This window comes from Mobilitalea sibirica (genome assembly GCF_015999265.1).
Classification (GTDB): Bacteria; Bacillota; Clostridia; order Lachnospirales; family Lachnospiraceae; genus Mobilitalea; species Mobilitalea sibirica.
In genome coordinates this window covers 193,040-218,010 of the sequence record NZ_JAEAGR010000004.1, presented here as the reverse complement: position 1 = coordinate 218,010, position 24,971 = coordinate 193,040, and the positions used below count along the sequence as shown (strand labels likewise).

General features: G+C 37.7%; 23 protein-coding genes. 21 read left to right on the top strand and 2 right to left on the bottom strand.

What is annotated here, in order from left to right:
* Positions 1-7: 7 nt before the first annotated feature.
* From prmC to asd, 13 genes are all read left to right on the top strand, one after another.
* The gene (prmC, locus tag I5677_RS06090; protein WP_197660689.1) at positions 8-838 is read left to right on the top strand and encodes a peptide chain release factor N(5)-glutamine methyltransferase; all 831 of its coding nucleotides are present in this window, start codon (positions 8-10) and stop codon (positions 836-838) included.
* 20 nt (positions 839-858) lie between these two features.
* Complete coding sequence (gene prfA, locus I5677_RS06085) at positions 859-1,935, top strand: peptide chain release factor 1 (protein ID WP_197660688.1); 1,077 nt, start codon at positions 859-861, stop codon at positions 1,933-1,935.
* A gap of 3 nt (positions 1,936-1,938) precedes the next feature.
* Positions 1,939-2,766: a TrmH family RNA methyltransferase gene (locus I5677_RS06080; RefSeq protein ID WP_206762674.1), complete on the top strand. Its 828-nt coding sequence runs from the start codon at positions 1,939-1,941 to the stop codon at positions 2,764-2,766.
* A gap of 65 nt (positions 2,767-2,831) precedes the next feature.
* Complete coding sequence (locus tag I5677_RS06075) at positions 2,832-3,545, top strand: polyphosphate polymerase domain-containing protein (protein ID WP_197660687.1); 714 nt, start codon at positions 2,832-2,834, stop codon at positions 3,543-3,545.
* Between the two features lie 49 nt (positions 3,546-3,594).
* Positions 3,595-4,284 (top strand): DUF4956 domain-containing protein, encoded by a 690-nt coding sequence (locus I5677_RS06070; RefSeq protein ID WP_330617861.1) that lies wholly within the window; start codon positions 3,595-3,597, stop codon positions 4,282-4,284.
* A gap of 376 nt (positions 4,285-4,660) precedes the next feature.
* Positions 4,661-5,083: an NfeD family protein gene (locus I5677_RS06065; RefSeq protein WP_330617860.1), complete on the top strand. Its 423-nt coding sequence runs from the start codon at positions 4,661-4,663 to the stop codon at positions 5,081-5,083.
* Between the two features lie 15 nt (positions 5,084-5,098).
* Positions 5,099-6,028 (top strand): SPFH domain-containing protein, encoded by a 930-nt coding sequence (locus I5677_RS06060; protein ID WP_197660686.1) that lies wholly within the window; start codon positions 5,099-5,101, stop codon positions 6,026-6,028.
* 442 nt (positions 6,029-6,470) lie between these two features.
* Positions 6,471-7,409, top strand: coding sequence for an ornithine carbamoyltransferase (gene argF / locus I5677_RS06055; protein WP_197660685.1), 939 nt, complete (start codon positions 6,471-6,473; stop codon positions 7,407-7,409).
* A 15-nt stretch (positions 7,410-7,424) separates the two neighbouring features.
* Complete coding sequence (locus tag I5677_RS06050) at positions 7,425-7,832, top strand: hypothetical protein (RefSeq protein ID WP_197660684.1); 408 nt, start codon at positions 7,425-7,427, stop codon at positions 7,830-7,832.
* 100 nt (positions 7,833-7,932) lie between these two features.
* Entirely contained in the window at positions 7,933-8,274 is a 342-nt protein-coding gene (locus I5677_RS06045; protein WP_197660683.1) for a DUF6145 family protein, read from the top strand.
* 121 nt (positions 8,275-8,395) lie between these two features.
* Entirely contained in the window at positions 8,396-9,172 is a 777-nt protein-coding gene (locus I5677_RS06040) for a type III pantothenate kinase (protein ID WP_197660682.1), read from the top strand.
* 8 nt (positions 9,173-9,180) lie between these two features.
* Positions 9,181-10,155 carry a tRNA dihydrouridine synthase DusB gene (gene dusB, locus I5677_RS06035; protein WP_197660681.1) on the top strand — a complete coding sequence of 325 codons (975 nt, stop codon included), beginning with the start codon at positions 9,181-9,183 and terminating at the stop codon, positions 10,153-10,155.
* 156 nt (positions 10,156-10,311) lie between these two features.
* Complete coding sequence (gene asd, locus I5677_RS06030; protein ID WP_197660680.1) at positions 10,312-11,394, top strand: aspartate-semialdehyde dehydrogenase; 1,083 nt, start codon at positions 10,312-10,314, stop codon at positions 11,392-11,394.
* Between the two features lie 312 nt (positions 11,395-11,706).
* Here the strand turns inward: asd and I5677_RS06025 are convergent, their stop codons facing one another.
* A complete protein-coding gene (locus I5677_RS06025) occupies positions 11,707-12,411 on the bottom strand; it encodes a hypothetical protein (RefSeq protein WP_197660679.1) in 705 nt (234 codons plus the stop codon).
* 273 nt (positions 12,412-12,684) lie between these two features.
* On the bottom strand, positions 12,685-14,484 hold the full coding sequence (locus tag I5677_RS06020) for a DUF6583 family protein (RefSeq protein WP_197660678.1): 1,800 nt from the start codon (positions 14,482-14,484) through the stop codon (positions 12,685-12,687).
* A 220-nt stretch (positions 14,485-14,704) separates the two neighbouring features.
* Between I5677_RS06020 and I5677_RS06015 the strand changes: the two genes are divergently transcribed.
* The 8 genes from I5677_RS06015 to I5677_RS05980 all read left to right on the top strand — a co-directional run bounded on the left by I5677_RS06015 (position 14,705) and on the right by I5677_RS05980 (position 24,923).
* A complete protein-coding gene (locus tag I5677_RS06015) occupies positions 14,705-17,143 on the top strand; it encodes a GH36-type glycosyl hydrolase domain-containing protein (RefSeq protein WP_197660677.1) in 2,439 nt (812 codons plus the stop codon).
* Between the two features lie 164 nt (positions 17,144-17,307).
* Positions 17,308-18,153 carry a CPBP family intramembrane glutamic endopeptidase gene (locus tag I5677_RS06010; protein ID WP_197660676.1) on the top strand — a complete coding sequence of 282 codons (846 nt, stop codon included), beginning with the start codon at positions 17,308-17,310 and terminating at the stop codon, positions 18,151-18,153.
* A 508-nt stretch (positions 18,154-18,661) separates the two neighbouring features.
* Positions 18,662-19,285, top strand: coding sequence for an ECF transporter S component (locus tag I5677_RS06005; protein ID WP_197660675.1), 624 nt, complete (start codon positions 18,662-18,664; stop codon positions 19,283-19,285).
* 413 nt (positions 19,286-19,698) lie between these two features.
* Complete coding sequence (gene infC / locus I5677_RS06000) at positions 19,699-20,193, top strand: translation initiation factor IF-3 (protein ID WP_197660674.1); 495 nt, start codon at positions 19,699-19,701, stop codon at positions 20,191-20,193.
* A gap of 84 nt (positions 20,194-20,277) precedes the next feature.
* Entirely contained in the window at positions 20,278-20,475 is a 198-nt protein-coding gene (rpmI, locus tag I5677_RS05995) for a 50S ribosomal protein L35 (protein ID WP_197660673.1), read from the top strand.
* 27 nt (positions 20,476-20,502) lie between these two features.
* Positions 20,503-20,859, top strand: coding sequence for a 50S ribosomal protein L20 (gene rplT, locus I5677_RS05990; protein ID WP_197660672.1), 357 nt, complete (start codon positions 20,503-20,505; stop codon positions 20,857-20,859).
* 595 nt (positions 20,860-21,454) lie between these two features.
* Positions 21,455-23,164, top strand: coding sequence for a S8 family peptidase (locus I5677_RS05985; protein WP_197660671.1), 1,710 nt, complete (start codon positions 21,455-21,457; stop codon positions 23,162-23,164).
* Between the two features lie 55 nt (positions 23,165-23,219).
* Positions 23,220-24,923: a S8 family peptidase gene (locus tag I5677_RS05980; protein ID WP_197660670.1), complete on the top strand. Its 1,704-nt coding sequence runs from the start codon at positions 23,220-23,222 to the stop codon at positions 24,921-24,923.
* The last annotated feature ends 48 nt before the right edge of the window (positions 24,924-24,971 follow it).

Sequence of the window (24,971 nt, the reverse complement as noted above, 5' to 3'; positions counted from 1 at the left end):
TGTTAATTTGGGCACTTATTATGAAGAGTTACAGCGCGCACGTAAGTTTTTAAGGATACACAATATAGCAGATGCCGATGTGGATGCATGGTATCTGCTTGCCCATGTTTTAGGGATAAATAGAGCTGATTTTTTTATGCTAAGGGAAACACTATTTCCTGAGGATAAATTACAGATATTGGATAACCTGTTAAAAAAGAGAGTGATGCATATTCCACTGCAGCATATAATAGGATGTCAGGAGTTTATGGGCTTTACCTTTGAGGTGAATGAACATGTTCTTATACCTAGGCAGGATACGGAATGTCTGGTGGAAGAGGTTTTAAAAATTTGCCACAATAAATCTGTTTTGGATCTGTGTACCGGTTCGGGATGTATTATTATTAGTCTAACAAAATTGGGAAGTCTTAAAAGTGCAACCGGATCAGATATTTCTGATAAAGCTTTGATAACAGCGAAAAGAAATGCGAACCGATTAAATACGGAGGTAGAATTCCTACACAGTGACCTTTTTGATAATATAGAAGGTGTGTATGATATAATCGTATCCAACCCTCCTTACATTCCAACGAAAGAAATCAAAGAGCTTATGCCTGAGGTTAGGGATTTTGAACCGATTACGGCATTGGATGGTAGTTCGGACGGATTATTATTTTATCGAAATATTATAGCTTCTTTAAACAGATATCTAAAAAAAGGCGGTTATATTTTTTTTGAGATCGGTCATAATCAAGGCATGGATGTAAGTAACCTTCTATTAAAGGAAGGATTTATAGAGGTTAGCGTAAAGAAAGATTTGAGTGGTTTGGACCGGATTGTTTCCGGGAAAAGACCTTAGATATATGGAGGAAATGAGATATGTTTGATAAATTAGAAGATCTTCTGATCAAATATAAAGAAATTGAAGATGAGATGTTAAATCCCGGTATCATGAATGATCAGAACAGATATACAAAGCTTAGAAAAGAACATGCGGATCTTACGGACATTGTGGAAAAATACAGAGAATATAAAGCAACGCAAACGAATATAGAGGAAAGCCTGGCCATGTTGGAAGAAGAAAGTGATGAAGAAATCCGTGAGTTGGCTAAAGAAGAGCTTACGATGAGTAAGCAGCAGATTGTAAAGATTGAAGAAGATCTGAAGATATTATTACTTCCAAAGGATCCGAATGATGATAAGAACGTTATTGTTGAAATTAGGGGCGGTGCCGGTGGAGACGAGGCAGCTTTATTTGCAGCTGAACTGTACCGAATGTATGTAAGATATGCGGAAAGAAAGCGCTGGAAGATCGATATGATGAATTTGAATGAAAATGGTATCGGTGGTTTTAAGGAAGTGATCTTTATGATCAACGGGAAAGGTGCTTATTCCAAATTGAAATATGAGAGCGGTGTGCATCGTGTTCAGAGAATACCTGTTACTGAATCCGGAGGCAGAATTCACACTTCAACTGCGACGGTAGCTATTATGCCGGAGGCGGAGGAAGTGGATGTAGAACTCGACTTAAGTGAATGTAAGTTTGATGTTTTCCGGGCATCCGGTAACGGTGGACAATGCGTTAATACAACAGACTCTGCAGTAAGACTTACTCATATCCCTACGGGTATCGTGATTTCCTGTCAGGATGAGAAATCACAGTTAAAAAATAAAGAAAAGGCGATCAAGATTTTACGTTCCAGATTATATGAGCTGGAGATGGAGAAGGCTCAGAGTGCGGAAGCTCAGGCAAGAAAAAGTCAGATTGGCACCGGAGACCGTTCCGAAAAGATTAGAACTTATAACTTTCCACAAGGACGTGTAACTGATCATCGTATAAAATTAACAATACATCAATTGGATGCTGTGATGGATGGGGATCTTCAGGAGATTATCGACAGCCTTACTGCGGCAGATCAAGCAGCAAAATTAAGTAAAATGCAAGAGGAAGCATAAATCATGAAATCCAAAAGCATAATCAGCAGCTTAAGTAATCAGCAAATCAAGAATTTGACTCTGTTGCTCAAGAAGGCAAAAGCCAGAGAGGAGCAGGGTCTTTTTGTAATTGAAGGGCCTAAGATGTTTGAGGAAGCAAAGGAAGAGAAACTTCTTGTTAAGGCATATGCATCAGAAAGTTTTTTTAACGAGATAACATCTCAAAATCCACAGTACTTTAATCACCTTGATTACGAGATTTTAACTGATACATTATTTAAGGAAGTATCCGATACAAAAACACCACAAGGTATTATGGGCACCGTAAAGTGGAGGAAGGATTCCCTGGAGCAGATATTGGCTATTCCCAATACCTGCTTACTGGTGTTAGAGGATATCAGAGATCCGGGGAATCTCGGAACCATGATAAGAACTGCTGAGGGAGCAGGTATGACCGGAATTATCATGAGTTCTTCCTGTGTAGATTTGTATAATCCTAAGGTGATTCGATCCACCATGGGATCCGTCTTTCGCGTACCGGTTTATCAGGCAGAGGATTTTATAGATACTTTATATGCTTTAAAAAATAAAAAGATTGCCTTATTTGCAGCACATCTAGATGGTAAACCATATGACAGCGAGGGAAGTTTCATCAGAGATTGTGCATTTATCATTGGTAATGAAGCAAACGGCCTGACCGAGGAGGTCTCCTCGATGGCTGATTTTCAGATAAAAATCCCAATGGAGGGTAGAGTAGAATCCCTAAATGCTGCGGTGGCAGCGGCAATTCTTATGTATGAGGCGGCAAGGCAGAGAAGAACAGGAAACTTGACGGAAAATGACATACGATAAGTTCTGTTATGATGTAGAATAAGTTGTTGATTTCGTTTCGAAAAGTAATTGGAAGGACTGTACCTATGGCTATTGAAGTTTTCAACCGACATGAAATAAAATATATGATAACAGACGAATTATTTCACAGCCTGCGAACCGACTTAGAGGATTATATGGAGGTAGATTCCCACAGTAAAAACGGGGAATTTTACAGTATATGTAATGTATATTATGATACTCCGGATCATACGATCATTCGAAGGTCCATCGATAAGCCAAGCTATAAAGAAAAGTTAAGGCTGAGAAGTTATGGCGTGGTTGGGGATAGGGATAAGGTTTATCTGGAGATAAAGAAGAAACATAATGGCTTTGTGAATAAACGAAGAACTTCTATTTTACATGAAGAGGCAGTAAATTATATTGCATCAAAAGACAAGCCTGATTTAAAGGATTACATGAACGGCCAGGTTTTAAACGAGATTGATTACTTTATTAGAAAATTTCCCCTTGGTCCAACACTCTATTTATCTTATGACAGATATGCTTTGTTTGGAAAGGAAGACCACGGATTTAGAATCACCTTTGATACTAATATCAGAACCCGTCGTGAGGAAGTAGGTCTGGACAAAGGAAATTATGGAGATCTCCTGCTATCACCGGGCGTATGGATAATGGAGGCTAAGATGGAGAAAGCCGCGCCGGTATGGTTTGCAAAGCTTTTAGCAAGCTATAAGCTTTATCCTTCATCCTTTTCAAAATATGGTACTGAATATAAGAGGACCATATTACATAAATAGATACTTTTATATAAAGATAACAACGAAGTTATTCGAAGGAGGAACTAACGTGTTTGATTCTATTTTTCAGGATATGACAGTAGGAATATCACTTAATATCAGCTCTACCTTACTTAGTATCATAGTTGGCCTGTTCTTAGGTCTCATCATCAGTATAGTATATCTGCTTATTACACCCCGTAATGACCGTTCGCCAAATTTTGCAGTCAGCTTAGTAGTACTACCCGCCATTGTGACCGTAATCATCCTACTGGTAGGAGGAAACCTGGCAAGAGCTTTTTCTTTGGCCGGTGTATTTACCCTTGTTCGTTTCCGAAGTGTTCCGGGGGATTCCAAAGATATTACTTTTGTTTTTTTTGCTATGGCAGCCGGACTTACGTCAGGTATGGGTTATCTCACACTTGGAGCGGCAATCACAATTCTTTTGTGCTTCGTATTCGTAGTCTTTCATAAGATTGGGTTTGGTGTTATGAAACAGAAAGAAAAGAGGTTAAGGATTACCATACCAGAGGATATGAATTTTGAAGGAGCCTTTGATGATCTTTTCGAAAAATATACAAACGGTTGGTCCATGCAAAAGGTAAGAACATCTAATCTTGGAACCTTATATGAAATTACATATCACATCATATTAAAAGAGAAGGTATCCGAAAAAGAGTTCATTGATGAGCTTAGATGCAGAAACGGTAATTTGAATATTATGTTAAGTATGATGGAAACCAATTCTCAACAGTTTTAGTTTACTGAGAATTGGTATAAAAAATCTAAGTATGGCTCAGAAAGCATGCAAGATTATGAAATATTATAAAACATTAATGGGATGATGTAGATAGAACCAAAGGGTAGAGATACTCGGTGGTCTAACAATATCATCCTATTCGTATTGTATGAATGATTTGGATATTAGCCATAATATTATGCATAGAGAATTTAAGATTACATGAAATGTGTATGAATGATATAAAATACAGGTTAGTGGGTAAAAGTATCATAGATTAAAAGAAAATTAGAAAAGGGTAGGAACTATTGTAATATAGAGTATAATCAATTAAAATGTAGATAATAGATGAGTTATTATTATACTTATAACTCATAAAGAGAAAGGGGGATAAAAGGTGGTGAATCCAATTATGTGGCTTATAATATTGGCAGTATTGATATTTATAGAGATTATCACTCTGGGTCTTACAACTATATGGTTTGCCGGAGGAGCTTTGGTGGCTTTTGTTTTCTCGCTATTCTTTGACAATTTATTGATCGAAATTGTATTATTCCTAGTGGTTTCCTTATTATTACTTTACTTCACGAGACCGTTGGTAGTTAAGTATTTTAACCCCAAACGCACAAAAACAAATTATGAGGGTATAATAGGAAAAGAAGCTTTGGTAATAGTAACAATTGACAATATCAATGCAGTTGGTCAAGTTATTGTGGATGGTCAAGAATGGTCAGCAAGATCTGCAACCGGTAACATGATTGAAAAGGGTACTAAAGTTACAGTTCAAAACGTTTCAGGTGTTAAATTAATTGTATCATAAAAGGAGGATATATTAATGGGTTATTTAGAAATTGGCCTTATAGTATTTGGTATTTTTGTTTTATTGATTTTGGCATCCTGCGTTAAAATTGTTCCACAGGCACATGCCTATGTTGTTGAACGACTTGGTGGATATCAGTCAACCTGGGATGTAGGTATTCACATAAAGATGCCCATCATCGATCGAATTGCAAAGAGAGTATTATTAAAGGAACAGGTTGTGGATTTTCCGCCACAGCCGGTAATAACAAAGGATAATGTTACCATGAAAATTGATACGGTAGTATTCTTTGCGATAACCGATCCGAAGCTTTTTGCTTACGGAGTTGAAAATCCTCTTTTGGCAATTGAGAATTTAACTGCAACAACCTTGAGAAATATCATTGGTGATTTAGAGTTGGATGAGACCCTAACTTCCAGAGAAATAATTAATACGAAGATGAGAGTGACCTTAGATGTTGCTACGGACCCATGGGGAATTAAAGTGACCCGTGTAGAATTGAAGAATATTATTCCGCCGGCGGCTATACAAGATGCAATGGAAAAACAGATGAAGGCAGAAAGAGAAAGAAGAGAGTCTATCTTAATTGCAGAAGGCGAGAAGAGATCAGCTATCTTAGTTGCTGAAGGTAAGAAGGAATCCGCTATTCTAGATGCTGAGGGTGAGAAAAAGGCTGCAATTCTTCGTGCGGAAGCGAAGAAAGAAGCAACCATCAGAGAAGCTGAAGGTCAGGCAGAGGCAATATTGGTGGTTCAGAAAGCTAACGCTGACGGTATTCGTTTCTTGAATGAATCTGATCCTCAAAGTGCGGTGATTCAATTAAAGAGCTTGGAAGCATTTGCAAAAGCAGCTGACGGAAAAGCAACAAAGATTATTATTCCATCTGAGATTCAAGGATTAGCCGGCATGGTAAAATCCTTAACAGAGATTGGGAAAGAAGAATAAATCCGAGCATTATATTAGTGATAGGCAAAGTAAAAGGATGGATAAAGGTGAAAGGATTCAAAAACCTTTATACAAACTAGTGGGAGTAGTATCTCTGTATTACATGGAAAACATGGCAGAGGCACTACTCCCAAAAGATTCATGTAATATAAATTATTAAAAGAAGATATTTGTTAAATTTACTTCAGATAATACAAGGGTATCATCTATTAGCTTAGTGAGTATAATTAAATCAATGTAGAAAATTCAAATCATAAATTTAACTTGACAACATATAAATTTTGGAATAATGTATAAATACACATATGGCAGCATAAATATAAATGTTTATACAGGTATAAATAACCATTGGATATAATAAGAAACACCATAATTTTTAATTTAACAACTCAGTATTGACAACAGGGTACGTAGAGTTATTATAAGGATAGGAGGAATATTTATGAATTTGAAAGGACGCTCATTTTTAACATTAAAGGATTACTCGGCTTCTGAAATTGAATATTTAGTTGATTTAGCGGCGGAACTGAAAGAAAAGAAGAAACAGGGAATTACGGGGGAAAGTCTGAAAGGAAAGAACATTGCCTTAATTTTTGAAAAACCTTCTACCAGAACAAGATGCGCATTTACCATAGGCTGCGTTGATGAAGGGGGGCATCCGGAATACTTAAGTAGGGATGATATCCAATTAGGTCATAAAGAAAGTGTAGAGGATACAGCAAGGGTTTTAGGAAGGATGTTCGATGGAATTGAATTCCGAGGTTTTTCACAGGATACTGTGGAGAAGCTGGCGAAATACAGTGGGGTACCAGTGTGGAACGGTTTAACAGATACGTATCATCCTACTCAGATTCTGGCAGACTTCTTGACTTTAAAGGAGCAGTTTGGTAAGCTGAAAGGGTTGAAATTGGTATATGTCGGAGACGGGCGAAACAACATGGCAAACAGTCTGATGATAGGAGCAGCGAAACTAGGAATACATTTTACTATCCTTGCACCAAAATCTCTGTGGCCGGAACAGTCTCTTGTAGAAACCTGTACCCTTTATACACAAGATTCCGGCAGTTTAATTGAGATATCGGATGCTTATGATGCTTTGGAGGGTGCTGATGCAGTTTATACAGATGTATGGTGTTCCATGGGAGAAGAAGATCTAGCTGCGGAGCGGATTAAGATATTAAAACCGTATCAGGTAAATGAAGCGCTTCTGGCCAAGACAGAAAAAGACAATACCATATTTTTACATTGTCTACCGGCGGTTAAGGGTAATGAAGTTACCGAAGAGATTTTTGAGCGTTTTGCTGATGTGGTTTTTGATCAGGCTGAAAACCGAATGCATACCATTAAGGCGGTTATGGTAGCAACCTTAGGAAACCAATAAATCAGGGAGTTATACATGGATAAAAAGTTTAAACTTATGAAAGATGTAAAGCATAAAGATGGGAAACAAAAGGATGTAAATCATAAAGATGGGAATAAAAAAGAAGGAAGTCGTAAAGATATACATCATAGAAATAATATACATCTTAAAAGAATAGAACTTAAAAAGATAAATGTTAAAGAATTATATCTGCTTTATGATTTTATCATTGTAATAGCAGGAATAATGTTAATGATCCTACTTATCCTAGTATTTCTTAACCCAAATAATAAACATGCTTTCCTGGGGGCATTTATCACCGGAGGATTTATGAATGTTATGAACGGGTTAAAGCTTACGAAGGACCCTAAGAGAAAAAGTATGGGAATGACGTTCATACTGTTTGGAATTATCATTGGTTTCTTAGGATTTATCATGCTATAATGTTATAGCTTCCTTGTAAAGTTAAAATACACAGTACGGTTTAGCTTATAGAGGAATGAGACAGTATACCGATAAATGTTAGAAAGATGAGGATTACAAGATGTATCAGGATAAGGTAGTACTATGTGCAAGCAGCGCCTATGAAAAGAAATTTTATATAAATGAAGATTTTAAAGCATTGCCTGAACAGATAAAGCAGGAGCTACAGATTATGTGCGTCCTTTTCACTGAGGATGTAGGTGGAATTCTATCCTTAGAATTTGATGAAGAAGGGGCGCTTATCTTTAGGGTGAATTCAGATGAAAATGATTATTTATTCGATGAAATCGGTAGTGTATTAAAGATAAAAGAGCTGCAAAGGACCAAAGCAGAACTGTTAGAGGCACTTGAGTTATATTATAAGGTGTTTTTTCTAAACGAGAATGTATCGGATCTTTTATAGCAACAGGTCATAAAAAATGCAATGAATTAGATATGTAAACTGTATTTTGTTGTTATCCGGAAAACGTCTATCAGATAGAGATACAACATTTTTAATAATTAATAATTTGGGAGGAATACTAATGTTATTAGTCATCGATGTAGGAAATACTAACATTACACTTGGGGTATTTGACCGGGAAGAGCTGAAAGCTACGTTTCGAATGACCACACAGATAGCCAGAACCTCAGATGAGTATGGGATCATATTAAGTGATTTATTGAGAGTTAAAAATATTCAGGTGGAGGAGATAGATTCTGTTATTGTAGCATCCGTTGTACCAAAGATTATGCATTCCTTTACCTCCGGTATAATAAAATATCTTAAAATTACTCCTCTTATCGTGGGAGCAGGTACAAAAACAGGTATAAAAATAGCAGCATCGAATCCAAAAGAGATTGGAGCGGACCGTGTTGTGGATGCAGTAGCGGCATATGAATTATATGGTGGGCCTGTTCTTGTCATAGACTTCGGAACAGCCATCACATATGATTTAATAACAGAGGATGGTTCCTTTATTGCTGGAGTGACCAGCCCGGGCTTGAGAATTTCAGCCAATGCCCTATGGAATGAAACAGCGAAGCTACCGGAGATTGAGATTGCTATGCCGGAGACCATACTTGCCAAAGAAACGGTAACCAGTATGCAGGCGGGCTTAGTCTTTGGATGTATCGGACAGACGGAGTACATTGTGAAACGTATGCTAGAGGAATCGGGGATTCAGAATTGCCGCGTTATAGCTACCGGAGGCTTGGGAAAGATAATCTCAGATGCAACCGATGTGATAGAAGTATATGATCCAAACCTGACCTTAAAGGGATTAAAGATCATAAGCGATAAGAACAAAAGCGGGAGATGACAGATAAAATGAGCTTTAATATAGGAAATACGAGGATAAATGGAAAGCTTATATTGGGACCCATGGCAGGAGTAACCGACCTGCCATTTCGTTTACTCTGCAAGGAAAAGGGAGCGGACTTGGTTGTAACGGAGATGGTAAGTGCTAAAGGGATTCAATATAATAATAAGAATACAGAAAGTCTTCTGACAGTCTCAGAAGAAGAACGACCGATTGCGGTTCAATTGTTTGGCTCTGACCCTTCTATTTTAAGTGAGACGGCAAAACGGATTGAGCATAGAAATTTTGATATTCTGGATATTAATATGGGATGTCCGGTTCCCAAGGTGGTTAACAATGGAGAAGGCTCTGCTCTCATGAAAAATCCGAAGTTAATTGGGGAAATCGTAAATAAGGTATCGAAAAGCATTGAAAAGCCTTTGACGGTTAAAATCAGAAAGGGCTTCTATGCTCATGAATCAAATGCCGTGGAGGTAGCTAAAATAGCCGAGGAAAACGGTGCGGCGGCCATCACCGTTCATGCAAGAACCAGAGATCAATATTATAGCGGCAAAGCCGATTGGGAAACGATACGGAGGGTAAAGGAGAGTGTTTCTATACCCGTGATTGGAAGTGGGGATGTATTTACACCGGAGGATGCTTTAAGAATGATAAAAGAAACCGGATGTGATGGAATTATGATTGCCCGAGGAGCCCGGGGTAATCCGTGGCTTTTTGGACAGATTAAAACGTATCTTGAAACCGGTATACTGTCTAAAAAGCCGGACTTTGAAGAGGTAAAGAATATGATTCTTCGTCATGCCGGTCTAGCAGTAGAATACAAGGGTGAATTTACCGGAATACGAGAAATGAGAAAACATGTAGCATGGTATACCGTAGGGTATCCCGGTTCTGCTAGATTTAGAAGTCGTGTGAATGAAATAGAGAATATGGATGATTTAAGAATACTTTTGGAAGAATATCAAAATGTAGTAGAAAATTAACCAAAGAAATGTATTATGAATAAGTTATCTTAACTATAATCACCAAATCTGAGATATTTGACAAAAAAACATTGATTTTTTCAAAAAACATAGTATAGTATACTTACTGGAAAGACAAATGTTTGCCACAGGGGAACATCATTAGGAGGAATAGAAATGGAGAAATTAAGAGTAGGTATCCTGGGCGGTACCGGTATGGTTGGCCAACGTTTTATATCACTGCTTGATAACCATCCTTGGTTTGAGGTGGTTACTGTAGCAGCAAGTCCGAGAAGCGCAGGGAAAACCTATGAGGAAGCTGTCGGTGACCGTTGGAAGATGAATACACCGATGCCTGAGAGTGTTAAGAAGCTAGTTGTGAAGAATGTAAATGAGGTAACCGAAGTCAGTGAAAGCGTTGATTTTGTATTCAGCGCAGTGGATATGACCAAGGATGAGATAAAGGCGATTGAGGAAGCTTATGCTAAGACCGGAACACCGGTAGTTTCCAACAACAGCGCGCACAGATGGACACCGGACGTTCCGATGGTGGTGCCCGAAATTAACCCGGAGCATCTGGAAGCAATCAAAGCTCAGAGAGAACGCCTTGGAACAGATCGTGGTTTTATTGTTGTAAAACCAAACTGTTCCATACAAAGCTATACGCCGGCGCTTCACGCATTAAAGGAATATGGACCCAAGGTAGTGGTAGCAACCACATACCAGGCGATTTCCGGTGCAGGAAAGAACTTTGCTGATTGGCCGGAGATGGTAGATAACGTAATTCCATACATCGGTGGTGAGGAAGAGAAGAGTGAGCAGGAACCTCTTCGTATCTGGGGTAAAGTAGAGGACGGACAGATTAAGAAAGCAGATGGTCCTCTTATTACGACCCAGTGTATCCGTGTACCGGTTACAGACGGTCATACGGCAGCAGTATTCGTAAGTTTTGATAAGAAGCCTTCTAAGGAAGAGATGATCAAAGCGTGGAATGAATATAAAGGAGTCCCACAGGAGCTTAATTTACCCAGTGCTCCGAAGCAGTTTATTAAATATTTCGAAGAAGAAAACCGTCCCCAAACGAAACTTGATAGGGATTATGAAAACGGTATGGGCGTATGCTTAGGAAGACTAAGGGAAGATAGCGTATATGATTATAAATTCATTGGTCTGTCACATAATACCGTCCGTGGTGCTGCAGGTGGAGCCGTGTTAATAGCGGAACTTTTAAAGGCACAGGGTTATATTACTAAGAAATAAATAATAGTTTATATATCGCAGATATTGTATGTTATTTTAATATATGTATTGACTTATCTGTGAAAGTTAATCATGCGATATACGGGGCTATTTCATAACATAGCTGAAATGATAAGACGGAATATAGGGGGCACCTTAATGCACTATTTGGAGAACATATTCCCTACTTTGCTTTGCCTATTACGTACATTTATGTCCGTAGTATAGGCAAACATAGTTGGGGATGTGTACTCCAACGAGTGTGTGTGGTGCCCCCTGTATTCCGTCTTATCATTAGAAAGAGGCTCGGAAATAGCCCCATTAAATTCGGTTCTAATTAGCCTCAAAAAGGAAACGGATAAATTCAATTGCATTTTCTCTATTTTTAGAGTTACCTACAATACCTAGAATATAAGGATCATTGTTTACAGCATGGTTCTGAAATAAATCACTTTCTGTTAAATAGATGCCATATACATTTTCCTGGGGGTCATCTTCCATATCAGATAGATAAAATTGATCGGTTAACATACTATATAAATCAGTTGGAAGCTGGTCGGATAGCTTATAAAAGAATCCATTATAGGCATAGCCTTCAAATTCTGATTTTGGAGCTATGATAATATCAATCTCCTGGGCATGGGTATAAGTAACTAATATCTGTCTCATATTCATGGCATAGTCATAGGAACCGTTAAAATAGAATTTGGAATTAATAATAACCTCTTCTTTTTCTGGATCTAATTGCAGTAAGTCTGTAAATTCAGCCTTATATTCATCCAGTATTACATCATCAATTGTATTATTTATAATTGCTGTATAAAGCTTAGCCTCAATATTCGGTTTTGAAATCGTATATATGGTATAACCTAAAAAACCAAAAATAATAATTGTAAACAATGCATGTAATCTATAATATTCCCACAGGTATGAGATTTTCTTTTTAAAGGATAGATCCCGAAATCTTTCTTTTTCATTTTTATCTTTATTTATTTGATAGATTTCAGCATCTTCGCTAAGTCGTGTTTGTTTTGGCATATGCATTCCTCTCTTCTCATCGTTTGTACTAGTTTATCATAGAAACTAAGATAAAAAAAGAAAAATCTTATTAAAAAAAGTTAAAATAAATATATAAAAAGACAAGTAGTTGTTTCCTAATAAATAACTTTTATCTCAAGGATAAGTTAATACATGATGAAATCGGAAAAAGACTTAAAAAATGCTCCACCTTGCAGTCAACAGTTTTCATTTTGTTGTTTGCCACAAGGGGAGCATATAGTTGTAAGATTTACATAGCCTTAATAATATTAATTAATAGAAATAGTAAGGTAAGGTCTCCATTAGAGTTTCAAGGTCTACACCTAGTTTAGACGATAAGTCTGTGATGAACTTTTCAGTATCAAAGGTTGCAGCCCAACGATCTGCTTCAATTGTATCATAAACTTCAGCGGATTCTGAAAGAGCAGGAATATCGTAATCCTTCAGGTATTTGGCTGTAACATCAAGGGTTACAAGCTTAGCACTTCCCATTCGTAATGCTAAAGAACCTAATTGCACTTCATCTTTCACATCATATTCCAGATCAAGCTCCATGCCTAACATCTGTGGAGAAGAAAGAGTAAACTTACCATATTGAAACATGTTTTTATCTTTCATTTCGGTCTTAACATCTTCATATTTAATGGTAACGCTGACATTGGATAAGGGGCCCATAGCGCTGGGGTCATTAAATTCTAATACTACTTCACCGTCATAAGCATCATTATTTTTTGTATGGTTGCCGACTGCACCAATCATGGTATTACCTTCGGCATCATCAATAAAGAATTCATATTCTGCTTCTTTTCCTTTGTTAACAAAATAATAACCGAAGGAGGATAAGGTCTCTTCATTGTCTATGATACTGATATCACGGCCGATAATCTTACCGCTACCATCCACAAAGACCTTCATTTCCATAGAGTCATTGCCGTCCTCAGAAGAGCTTAACTGAGCCATAGCCTGTTCAATACCTTGTTGGAACTCTTCTTCCGTTACATCCATCATAGGAAGAAGGGCTAGAATAAACTCATCGTTCTTAGCTTCTTTTAGGATCTCAGAAGCGATTTTGTTCAAATCTTCGTTATCGATTGTTACCGTTAACAAATTGCTGTCAACTTTAATATCGCCAACTTCAACTTCTTCGTTTTTAGTAAGTTCAACGTCATCGATCTGTTCAGCTATAATATTGCCATAACGCTTCAAAAAATCTGCGGTGTTATCATTTGTTAATACTTCCAGTTGTGAAAAATATGAGCTCATATCTACACTGGTTCCTACTCCGAGCTCATCAGTGTTAAGAGAGGTTTTTAGATAAGCTTCACTAAGTTCAGGTAAGCGCATCAGCATTTCTTCTTTTACCATATCCATGAATAATTCAAGTGTAATTATTTCAACCTGGTTTAACCTAACACCTAATTCTTCATATAAAGTTTTATCCGTAAGAGCTACAATCATATCCATACCGATGCTGTCAAGGGGCATTCCGATCATGCTCTCAACATCTTCCACGGTCATTCCCATAGAGCTTTGTAATAAAGAGCTTACGGTAGTTTTATCATAGGATAAATCCATAGAGATGTCATAAGCAATATCATCGTTAAAATCATAGGAGGCACTATTTGCCATCATCTTATCAACGGAATCTTTAATAAATTGCTTTTCAACAAAAGTATAATACTCTTCAGGACTTTTTGTATTTAATGCAAGAGTGTTTTTGAGTTTTCCCTGCATTGCAAATGCAGTAACAGCTCCGGATACTAAAAGCACAATAATAATTACGGATGCAATCAGTTTACCACGGGATTTTTTCTTAGGTGCTTCTACCATAGTCTGCTGTGACACAGTATCTTGTTTTGTTTGCCCACTCATCTGTTGTTGATAGTTTTGATAAAATTGAGCCGGTGTGTCCTCATTAGAAGCACCCGGTGTCTGGGAACCCTCTATCGCTTGATCCTGATTTTGAGTTTCCCAATAAGTGTTGCCACTTTCGTTTTTATAATCGTTAGAATTTTGATTGGTATTCTCAGGATTTTGGTTCTGGTCCGAAGTACCTTTATTCATATCATCCATATGATTGCCCCCTGTCATTTTATTAAAATTATCTGTTATTAGCTTGAAAGCTATTCATAGTATATTGAAATAGTATTTATTTGTCAACTGGAAGTAATTTTTTCTAATTTAACTCTAATATTTTATAGCAATTTTGGATTATTTTGAATTGAAATGGTTAATAAGGTATACTATAATGGAAATGTTGGAGAGTACAAATAATTTTAAGGAGGAAATTTACATGCAATACGGATTTTTTGATGACTTGAACAGAGAATATGTAATTACGACACCAACAACACCATATCCTTGGATTAACTACCTTGGATCTCAGGAGTATTTCTCATTAATATCAAATACTGCCGGAGGTTATAGTTTTTATAAGGATGCAAAACTTAGGAGGATCACCCGTTTTCGTTATAACAATGTTCCTCTGGATCTGGGTGGTGGCCGTTATTACTATATCAATGACGGCGGTGATGTATGGTCTCCCGGATGGGCACCTGCAAAGAAAGAGTTAGAAAACTACGAGTGCAGACATGGTATGGGTTATACGAAAATCTCTGGGGAGCGGGGAGGAGTAGAAACCAATATTACTTTTTTTGTACCTTTGAATACCAACGCTGAGGTACACAAGGTAATCGTAAAAAACAAAACGAATGATAATAAGAAGGTTAAATTGTTTTCTTTCGTGGAATGGTGCTTATGGAATGCCCTTGACGATATGACTAATTTTCAGAGAAATTACAATACCGGTGAGGTGGAAGTAAAGGGATCTGTAATATATCATAAGACAGAATATAAGGAAAGACGCAATCATTATGCGTTCTTCTCAGTAAATGCTCCGATTTGTGGTTTTGATTCTGATCGGGAGAGCTTTATTGGAACTTATAACGGCTTTGAAAATCCTCAGGCGGTATATGCAGGTCAATCAAATAATTCAGTCGCAGATGGATGGCATCCAATCGCTTCCCACTGTGTTGAAGTGGATCTTGAGCCGGGTGAAACTAAGGAATACATCTTCCTGCTGGGATATGTAGAAAATGACCTGGAGGATAAATGGGAAAGTAAGAACATTATTAATAAGAAGAAAGCAGAAGCAATGATAGAGGCTTTCAAAACAGTAGATGCGGTTGATAAGGCTCTGAAGGAGCTGTCTGAATATTGGGATCAACTCCTCTCAAAATACAGAATTGACTCAGCGGATGATAAGTTAAATCGGATGGTAAATATATGGAATCAATATCAGTGTATGGTTACCTTTAATCTTTCCAGAAGTGCTTCTTATTTTGAGTCCGGTATCGGTAGAGGAATGGGCTTTCGGGATTCAAACCAGGATTTACTTGGCTTTGTACATCAGATTCCGGATCGTGCCAGAGAACGTATCATTGATCTGGCTAGCACACAATTAGAGGATGGTGGTGCTTATCACCAGTACCAGCCATTGACGAAAAAGGGTAATGATGAAATCGGGGGTAACTTTAATGATGATCCATTATGGCTGATTTTGGCTGTAGTTGCCTATATTAAGGAAACCGGAGATTTTAGCATCTTAGATGTTATGACTCCATTTGATAATGATGAAACAAAGAGTACGCCTTTATCCGATCACTTAAAGCGTTCCTTTGACCATGTAATTCATAATCTTGGACCTCACGGGCTTCCATTAATCGGTCGTGCCGATTGGAATGACTGCCTTAACTTAAACTGCTTCTCCATGGAACCGGGTGAATCCTTCCAGACGACAACCAGCAAGGATGGTAAGGTGGCTGAATCCGTTATGATAGCCGGTATGTTCTGCTATATAGGAGAAGAGTATGCCAAACTGATGAAGAAGACCGGTAATGATAGCGAAGCTGACAGGGCGTACTTAGAAGTTGACAAGATGCGAAAAACCATAATGGAGCATGGTTGGGATGGTTCCTGGTTTGTTCGTGCTTATGATGATTTTGGCAGAAAAGTCGGAAGTGACGATAATGAGGAAGGTAAAATCTTTATTGAATCACAGGGCTTATGTATCATGGGTAACTGTGGTATGGAGGATGGTAAGGCAATTAAGGCTTTGGATGCCGTAGAAGAGAGGCTGGCTACCAAATACGGTCTGGTATTGCAAAATCCTGCCTTTACAAAATATTATGTGGAATATGGTGAAATCTCAACCTATCCTGCGGGTTATAAAGAAAATGCCGGAATATTCTGTCATAATAATGCATGGATCATGGCGGCAGAGGCTTTGGTCGGAAGAGGTGACAAGGCATTTGATTACTATACAAGAATCGCGCCTGCTTATACAGAGGAATATTCGGAAATTCATAGGATGGAGCCGTATGTATATTCACAGATGGTAGCGGGAAAGGACGCGAAACGTCATGGAGAAGCGAAGAACTCTTGGTTGACAGGAACAGCCTCTTGGAATTTCATTGCTATTTCCCAATATATACTGGGAATAAAACCGGAATATGACGGTTTGCAGATTGACCCCTCCATTCCTAAGAGCTGGGATGGATATAAGATTACCAGAGAATTCAGAGGAGATATTTATGAGATTACGATAAAGAATCCGAACCATGTATCTTCAGGAGTGGTAAAACTTACCGTAGATGGTAAAGAAGTGGAAGGTAATATCTTACCGATCTTTGGTGATAAGAAAAAACATGTAGCTGAGGTTATACTGGGATAATAAAAACTTTGGGCTGTTCAAGATGAAGATGAAGGGAATATAACTTATCTATCAATAGTGTATTGGAGTAAGTTATATTCTCAGATGCTTCATTTTGTAACAGTCCACTTTTATTAAGGATGCCACAGTGCAATAATATAATGTATTAGAAGAGGTACTATCACATGAGATATTTTATTAAGGTATTCGAGGGTATTACACCATTTTTCGCTGCTCTGGGATTGCAGGGATTAGCATATCAGGTCCTTACGGCAATCTATCAATTTTATATTCGATTAACCGTTGAAGCCGAGCTGAAAGGACAGGGGATTACGGATTCTGATTTGATACGAATGAGAGTGGAAAACAGAGCCATGATAAGTCCGGAACTTAAAAATTTGTTTGGCATCTTTATCATGATATTCTGTGGAATTATATTTGTCCAATGGTATCGTAGGATTAATATAAATAACCCCAAGAGAAGAATCGGAAGTATTTTTTCATTTAGCAACACCGGTAACCTAATTCTTATAGGATTGGGTTGTCAGTTTTTCATTTCAGCATTGTTGAATGTACTGCTACCATTTTTTACTAAGTTATTTGAAGAATATAGCGAGATTATGAACTCAATCTTTGTCGGCCATCCTATTATGATTGTTATATACTCTGTGATCATTGCTCCGATTGTTGAGGAGATGATTTTTAGGGGAGTCATGTTAAATAAGCTGCGCCAATCCTTTCCGTTTATCGGAGCGAATATATTACAGGCGATAATTTTTGGGGTTTATCATACAAATATCATACAGGGTATCTATGCTTTTGCTAACGGTATTTTACTGGGGTATATTTGTTATAAGTTCCAATCGATTCTTGCGTCCATATTCTTACATATGGTTATAAATGCAGCAGCCTATATCTATATACTATATCCCGGTGATATGCCTATCAATATGTATTTGGGCTTAGGAGTGATCGGAGGGATCACTATCTCATTTGGCTTATATAGATTAAAGGAAGATAAAATTGATTGATAAAATTCACTTGCAATTTTTTTATTCTTCCTTTATGATAATAGATACAATAAATTGAAAGATTAATTATGTTAGAGTGTTTCATGATTGCGATACGGTCTAACGCACTCGATAGTGAGGCGAGAAGATTATAAATGTAGCATGAAAGATCCTAATACTACAGATTAATCTTTCATATCATAGAGGAATAACCTGAATAATAAGATAGTCTTGACCCAAGCAATGGAAGCGGCAGGAACTAAAAAGGTTTTGTTCAGAATAAAAGCGTATAATGCTTATTTCGAATGGAATTTTAGTGTGCCGACATGCTTAAACCAAATTTTACATTGGTCAGCAATGTCGTTTTTTATTTGCACGAAAGTAAATGTGAGTAATGCATTATTCTTGTCTGATATATGGTATGCTATCTCAATGAATAAGGAATTCTTCCTATGGTTCGTAATTGGAAAGTATGAAATGTTTCATACTAATAACAAATCATGATCTTACAGACAAGAAGGAGGATATTATGAAAACAATAACAAACAATCGTACATTAAAAATGGTACAGCTAGGGTTATTTACTTCCATCATTGTATTAATGGCATTTACACCGATTGGTTATATTAAAACACTGGGATTAGAGATTGCATTAATTGCAGTTCCAGTTGCCGTAGGAGCAATCGTGATGGGTCCGGTAAGCGGCGCTATCTTAGGTGGTGTATTTGGTATTACCAGCTTTATACAATGCTTTGGTTTGAGCCCCTTTGGAGTAGCCCTGTTAGCAATCAATCCGGTGGGAACCTTTATTGTCACCATAATTCCCAGAATCCTTATGGGATGGATAACCGGATTAATTTTTGTTGCTTTAAGAAAAAATGAAAAAACAAAGAGTATATCCTATGCAGTGGCAAGTATAGCGAGTCCATTGTTAAATACAATTTTCTTTATGGGTGCATTGGTATTATTTTTCTATAATACGGAATATATTCAAGGAATTGCAGAAGGTTTAGGAACAAATAACGTATTTGCATTTATCATTGCATTGGTGGGAGGAAATATCCTGGTGGAAGCAGTGGCGTGTTTGATTCTTGGAACGGCAACTTCCAAAGCAATTGATATTTTTTACAGAAAATCAAGAATTGATAGATAAGATAATTACACAAGCAGTAGATTTCCTATGCAAAGTTATAAATGAAACTTGAATTTATAAGAACTTCGATGTTTTTGTGTTTTTGCTTGACATATATTGATCGGTATGTTATACTTGGTTCACTGTGAATGTTTATCATTCATATAGTAAGAGAAAAGAAGAGTATCCATCTCTCACCCATAGCGTAAAAGTTATTACATTTTACAGTGAACGGGTTAATGTAATAAGAACGAATAATATAGGTTCCTTTGACGGAATTAATGTGTATTTGTACTTACAGATGGATAATCTTTGTTATCCATCTTTTTTTTGCGAAGCAAATAAAGATGAAAATAACTGTGGGGGATAACCCGCAGTAGAAACTGTATAATGCAATGAATAACCTATGGAGGTGTAGTACTATTAGCGATTTAATGATTAATGAACAAATCAGGGATAAAGAGATTCGCCTGATTGGTGAGAACGGAGAGCAGTTGGGTATCATGTCTGCTAAGGATGCAATGAAGCTTGCAAAAGATGCAAATCTGGACCTGGTAAAAATTGCTCCGACAGCAAAACCGCCGGTATGTAAAATTATCGATTACGGTAAGTATAGATATGAGTTGTCCAGAAAAGAAAAAGAAGCTAAGAAAAAGCAGAAGATTACCGAAGTGAAAGAGATTCGTTTATCACCAAACATTGATGATAATGATTTGAACACGAAGGCGAACATGGCCAGAAAATTTATTACCAAAGGTGATAAAGTTAAGGTGACTCTGCGTTTTAGAGGCCGTGAGATGGCTCATACATCATCCTCTAAAGTAATCCTGGATACTTTCTATACTAAGCTGGAAGATATCGCTGTCGTTGAAAAACCGGCTAAGCTAGAAGGCAGAAATATGATTATGTTCTTATCAGAGAAACGTTAAAATACGAATAAACAGCAAGACTGAAGGTTGCTTACCTAGGGTAAAGTGTTCACGAAGCTGTATTAATATTAAGGAGGAAGCATCATGCCAAAATTAAAAACAAGCAGCGCAGCAGCGAAGCGTTTCAAGAAAACAGGTACCGGAAAATTAAAAAGAATGAAGGCTTATAAAAGTCATATCTTAACAAAAAAATCCGCTAAGAGAAAAAGAAATCTTAGAAAAGCAACGATCACAGATGCTACTAATGTAAAAAACATGAAGAAAATCTTACCATATCTTTAAGAGATAGGTGATAAGGAGGAATAGAAGATGGCAAGAGTTAAAGGCGGATTGAACGCTAAGAAGAGACATAATAAAGTATTAAAACTGGCTAAGGGTTATAGAGGAGCCAGATCAAAACAATATAGAGTAGCAAAGCAATCAGTTATGAGAGCTTTAAACACATCCTTTGCAGGTAGAAAAGAAAGAAAGAGACAATTCAGACAGTTATGGATTGCAAGAATTAATGCTGCTGCAAGAATGAATGGTTTATCTTACAGCAAATTAATGCATGGTTTGAAGTTAGCTGACGTTGAAATTAACAGAAAAATGCTTTCTGATATGGCAATCAATGATGCTCAGGGATTCGCTTCTCTGGCTGAGGTTGCAAAATCAAAGCTTGCGTAAATAAAAAGAACCAATGAAATATATATGAGGGCTGCCACAGGTGTTATGTATGCAGTACCGAGTGTATTTCCGTATCGTTTACAGATGGGGGTATTTTGTCCGTCTCAGAAATGACATAGAAAGCATATGTCAATCTGATTCGAACAAAATACCCCCATCTGAACGATAATGAAAAACACTTTCGGTACATACACACGTAAACCTGCGACAGCCCTTTGCTGTTATGGCAAAGATTAAGAAAAGTAAATGAAGGAATAAGTTTGAAATTAATAGGGGTTACGAAAGGTCATAGGTAATATATAGCATTTTATACGTAGTTGTAAAATTAAGGAATGAAAGTATTTTTATATAGGGTTGTTATATTACGATATTATTGTTTATGAAGTCCTCATGTTTTGTCAATGATTGTGTTGATTTAACACGAACGGAAGTTTTGTAACATATCTGGAAGATGGTGGGATTAACATATAATCTTTTAAGTGGATAGAAAAACACGTACTATTTCTACGAAAGACAGTGGAGTTCATAGAATTGTATTATATATTCCGGATTTTACTTATATAATAGAGTAAGGATATGAAAAGTAGGGATTTTTTTGACTTTTGAAGAGAGGCAAAGAATCGTCAGTGAGGAATATGCTGATTTATTAATATCATATAGTGGAGATTTATCTGTCTTTGAAGATTTTGAAGATGCTACCGTTCATATTGTAAATTTTTTCTATGCAGTAGTTCATGTGCCTGTGGAACAGATTACGGAAAATATAATTCTTGAGAGAGGTTATTCTGTTATGCCATCCTTATTAGGTATTATAAGTGAAGCCAGCTTGGAGGAATCCGGAATTATAAGATTGCGGAACATTCCCAATTTTGATCTGAGAGGGCAGGGCGTTTTAGTAGGAATACTGGATACGGGAATTGATTATACGAATCCTATTTTTCAGTATGCCGATAATACGACAAGAATAGTATCCATATGGGATCAGACAATAGAGAGTGAAAACCCGCCTGAAGGTTTATATTATGGTACAGAATTTTTCGCAGAGCAGATTAATGAGGCATTGCAAAGTGAAAATCCTCTTGAGATTGTACCATCGATGGATGAAATCGGACATGGTACTATGTTAGCCGGGATTGCTGCAGGTAATGAAGTACCAGAAAGTGATTTTACAGGAGTTGTGCCGGATGCAGAGATTGTTGTGGTGAAATTAAAACCGGCGAAACAGTATCTGAAGAGGTTTTTTCGTATTCCTGAGGAGGCGGTTGCCTATCAAGAAAATGATATTTTGTTTGCAATAGAATATATCCGTAATGTTGCATTTAGGTTAAATCGTCCGATTGCCATATGCATTGCTCTTGGTACTTCCCAGGGTGCTCATGATGGTAGAGGAATCTTGAGTGGTTTTCTTTCTCTACGGGCAGAGGTTCCTGGAGTTGGAATCGTTGTGGCTGCTGGGAATGAAGGAAATGACAGAAGGCATTATTTTGGTGAAATAGATGAAAGCATTGGTTATGATACAGTGGAGTTGAATATAGGAGAGAATGAAGAAGGTTTTTCTATGGAATTATGGGGTAATTCTCCTGGTATTTTTTCCATTGATATTACGACTCCTTCCGGGGAATATGTCCCCAGAATAGCCGCCAGATTGGATGAAAACAGGGAAGTATCCTTTATCTTTGAACGAACTATCATATATGTTGATTATCAGATGATTGAATCACAAAGCGGAAATCAGCTTATTTTACTAAGATTTAGTAAGCCTGATCCTGGTATATGGCGATTTAATGTATATGGAAGAGGAGATATCGATCCTAGTTTTCATATCTGGTTACCTATGGGTAACTTTATCTCAGGTGATACCTATTTTATAAGATCTAATCCTTATACTACAATTCTATCTTTAGGGAATGCAATCGTTCCTATTACAACCACGGCTTATAACATAGCAGATGATAGTTTATATCAGGATGCCAGCAGAGGTTACACCAGGACAGAAATTATTAAGCCTGATATTGCAGCTCCCGGAGTTGATATTCTGGCGCCAACTTTAGAACAAGGCTTTGCTCCCGTGACAGGAACCAGTGTAAGCGCTGCCCATACAACCGGTGTGGCCGCCATGCTTTTAGAATGGGGGATCGTAAGAGGTGCATATCCCAGAATGAGCACGGTTGATTTGAGAATGTTCATGATACGGGGTGCAAGAAGAAATATGGATATTCGGTATCCTAACCGTGACTGGGGATATGGAATACTGGATGTGTTTAATATATTTGAACGGATTAGAAGTGAATTACCACCGCTTTAAAATCAATCCAATCCGTTTATATCAATAAGACGATACAGTTATTGGAGGGGAGACCATGACTCCGGAGGAAAGCTTTAAGATAACCAGTAATGAATATATGGATTTAATTATTGATTATGGTGGAAATGAATCCATTCTTGAGATATATCAGGAGTATTCACCTCATATTATGAATGACCGGTTTGCTGTTATATATCTGCCAAGTACTTTAATAACAGAAAGAACTTTAGTGCAGTTTGGATATGCTGCATTTCCCTCCAGCTTTGGACTTGCCAGTGAGAGGAGCCTTGAAGCCTCTGGCGTTACCAGAATCCGTCGTTTTCCGGCCTTTGATTTAAGAGGTGCAGGTGTCTTGATCGGCGTTGTCGATACCGGTATTGATTATACGAATCCTATTTTTCGGAATGAGGATGGTACCACGAGGATAGTATCCATCTGGGACCAGACCATCGAGAGTTTAGATGAATATCCGGAAGGTACCTTTTATGGAACAGAATACTCCAGAGACCAGATTAATGAGGCGCTAAACAGTGAAAATCCTCTTGTTATAGTACCAAGCATGGATGAAATAGGGCATGGTACTATGATGGCAGGGATCGCAGCTGGGAATGAGGTACCTGATAGGGATTTTAGCGGTGTTGTACCGGAATCTGAGCTGGTAGTTGTAAAATTAAAACAGGCTAAGCCAATCATAAGAGAGTTCTTTGGTATTCCTCTTGATGTCCCCTGTTACCAGGAAAATGATATTATTTGGGGTGTACAATATCTGATTAGTGTTGCCAGATTGCTTGATCGGCCAATGGCTATATGCATCGGACTGGGGAGCTCCCAAGGAAGTCATAACGGGAGAGGATATCTAAGTGCCTTATTATCTGTAGCAGCTAATTTTCCGGGAATTGCCATATCGATTGCGGCCGGTAATGAAGGAAACAAAAGGAGACATTTTTTTTCTACCGTAGATCCTGCAATTGGCAGTGTTACCATGGAGCTGAATGTCAGTGAGGATGAGGAGGGCTTTTCTATGGAGTTATGGGGAGCCGGACCTAATACCTATTCGATTGATATCTTGTCCCCGACCGGTGAGTATGTACCAAGAATTGTCGAAAGCCTTGTTGTAAACAGGGAAATATCCTTCTTATTTGAGACTACCAGAATTAATGTCGATTATCGTATGGTGGAGGCACAGTCGGGAGACCAGCTGATTCTTCTCAGATTTGAGGCTCCGACCACTGGGGTCTGGACTTTTCAGGTATATAGCAGAGGGGATCTGCAAGGAGCCTTCCATTGTTGGCTACCGGCAGATGAATTTATTGAACCTACTACCTATTTTTTACAATCGAATCCATATACCACAGTAACAGCTCCCGGTAATTCTCCCCTCCCTATTACGGTAACAGCTTATAATTCGGAAACCGGTACCATTTATTTAGGAGCCAGTAGAGGTTATACCAGGACGGATGATATAAAGCCGGAACTGGCTGCACCGGGAGTTAATATCATAAGTCCAACCTTGCAACAGGGATTTGATATCGTTACAGGTACCGGAGCTGCGACGGCTCATTGTGCCGGTATTACAGCCATGATATTAGAATGGGGAATTTTAAGAGAATTTTATCCCAATATTACTACAGCTGAGGTAAAATCATTTTTAATAAGGGGTGCTTTCAGAAATGAAAGGATTCAGTATCCAAATAGAGATTGGGGATATGGGGCAATCGATATTTTTAACGTATTTAATCAATTAAGAACAGAAATATAGGGTTTTATCTGGACGGATATTCTGAGTTCATATACAATAAAGATAAGA

What these genes read in the sequence shown, in the direction of transcription:
- I5677_RS06040 (WP_197660682.1), top strand. Translation starts at nt 8,396, where the DNA reads ATGTTATTAGTCATCGATGTAGGAAATACTAACATTACACTTGGGGTA.
- I5677_RS06050 (WP_197660684.1), top strand. Translation starts at nt 7,425, where the DNA reads ATGGATAAAAAGTTTAAACTTATGAAAGATGTAAAGCATAAAGATGGG.
- prfA (WP_197660688.1), top strand. Translation starts at nt 859, where the DNA reads ATGTTTGATAAATTAGAAGATCTTCTGATCAAATATAAAGAAATTGAA.
- I5677_RS06045 (WP_197660683.1), top strand. Translation starts at nt 7,933, where the DNA reads ATGTATCAGGATAAGGTAGTACTATGTGCAAGCAGCGCCTATGAAAAG.
- argF (WP_197660685.1), top strand. Translation starts at nt 6,471, where the DNA reads ATGAATTTGAAAGGACGCTCATTTTTAACATTAAAGGATTACTCGGCT.
- I5677_RS05980 (WP_197660670.1), top strand. Translation starts at nt 23,220, where the DNA reads ATGACTCCGGAGGAAAGCTTTAAGATAACCAGTAATGAATATATGGAT.
- asd (WP_197660680.1), top strand. Translation starts at nt 10,312, where the DNA reads ATGGAGAAATTAAGAGTAGGTATCCTGGGCGGTACCGGTATGGTTGGC.
- I5677_RS06015 (WP_197660677.1), top strand. Translation starts at nt 14,705, where the DNA reads ATGCAATACGGATTTTTTGATGACTTGAACAGAGAATATGTAATTACG.
- infC (WP_197660674.1), top strand. Translation starts at nt 19,699, where the DNA reads ATGATTAATGAACAAATCAGGGATAAAGAGATTCGCCTGATTGGTGAG.
- rpmI (WP_197660673.1), top strand. Translation starts at nt 20,278, where the DNA reads ATGCCAAAATTAAAAACAAGCAGCGCAGCAGCGAAGCGTTTCAAGAAA.
- I5677_RS06060 (WP_197660686.1), top strand. Translation starts at nt 5,099, where the DNA reads ATGGGTTATTTAGAAATTGGCCTTATAGTATTTGGTATTTTTGTTTTA.
- dusB (WP_197660681.1), top strand. Translation starts at nt 9,181, where the DNA reads ATGAGCTTTAATATAGGAAATACGAGGATAAATGGAAAGCTTATATTG.
- rplT (WP_197660672.1), top strand. Translation starts at nt 20,503, where the DNA reads ATGGCAAGAGTTAAAGGCGGATTGAACGCTAAGAAGAGACATAATAAA.
- I5677_RS06005 (WP_197660675.1), top strand. Translation starts at nt 18,662, where the DNA reads ATGAAAACAATAACAAACAATCGTACATTAAAAATGGTACAGCTAGGG.
- I5677_RS06020 (WP_197660678.1), bottom strand. Translation starts at nt 14,484, where the DNA reads ATGGATGATATGAATAAAGGTACTTCGGACCAGAACCAAAATCCTGAG.
- I5677_RS06010 (WP_197660676.1), top strand. Translation starts at nt 17,308, where the DNA reads ATGAGATATTTTATTAAGGTATTCGAGGGTATTACACCATTTTTCGCT.
- I5677_RS06080 (WP_206762674.1), top strand. Translation starts at nt 1,939, where the DNA reads ATGAAATCCAAAAGCATAATCAGCAGCTTAAGTAATCAGCAAATCAAG.
- I5677_RS06025 (WP_197660679.1), bottom strand. Translation starts at nt 12,411, where the DNA reads ATGCCAAAACAAACACGACTTAGCGAAGATGCTGAAATCTATCAAATA.
- I5677_RS06075 (WP_197660687.1), top strand. Translation starts at nt 2,832, where the DNA reads ATGGCTATTGAAGTTTTCAACCGACATGAAATAAAATATATGATAACA.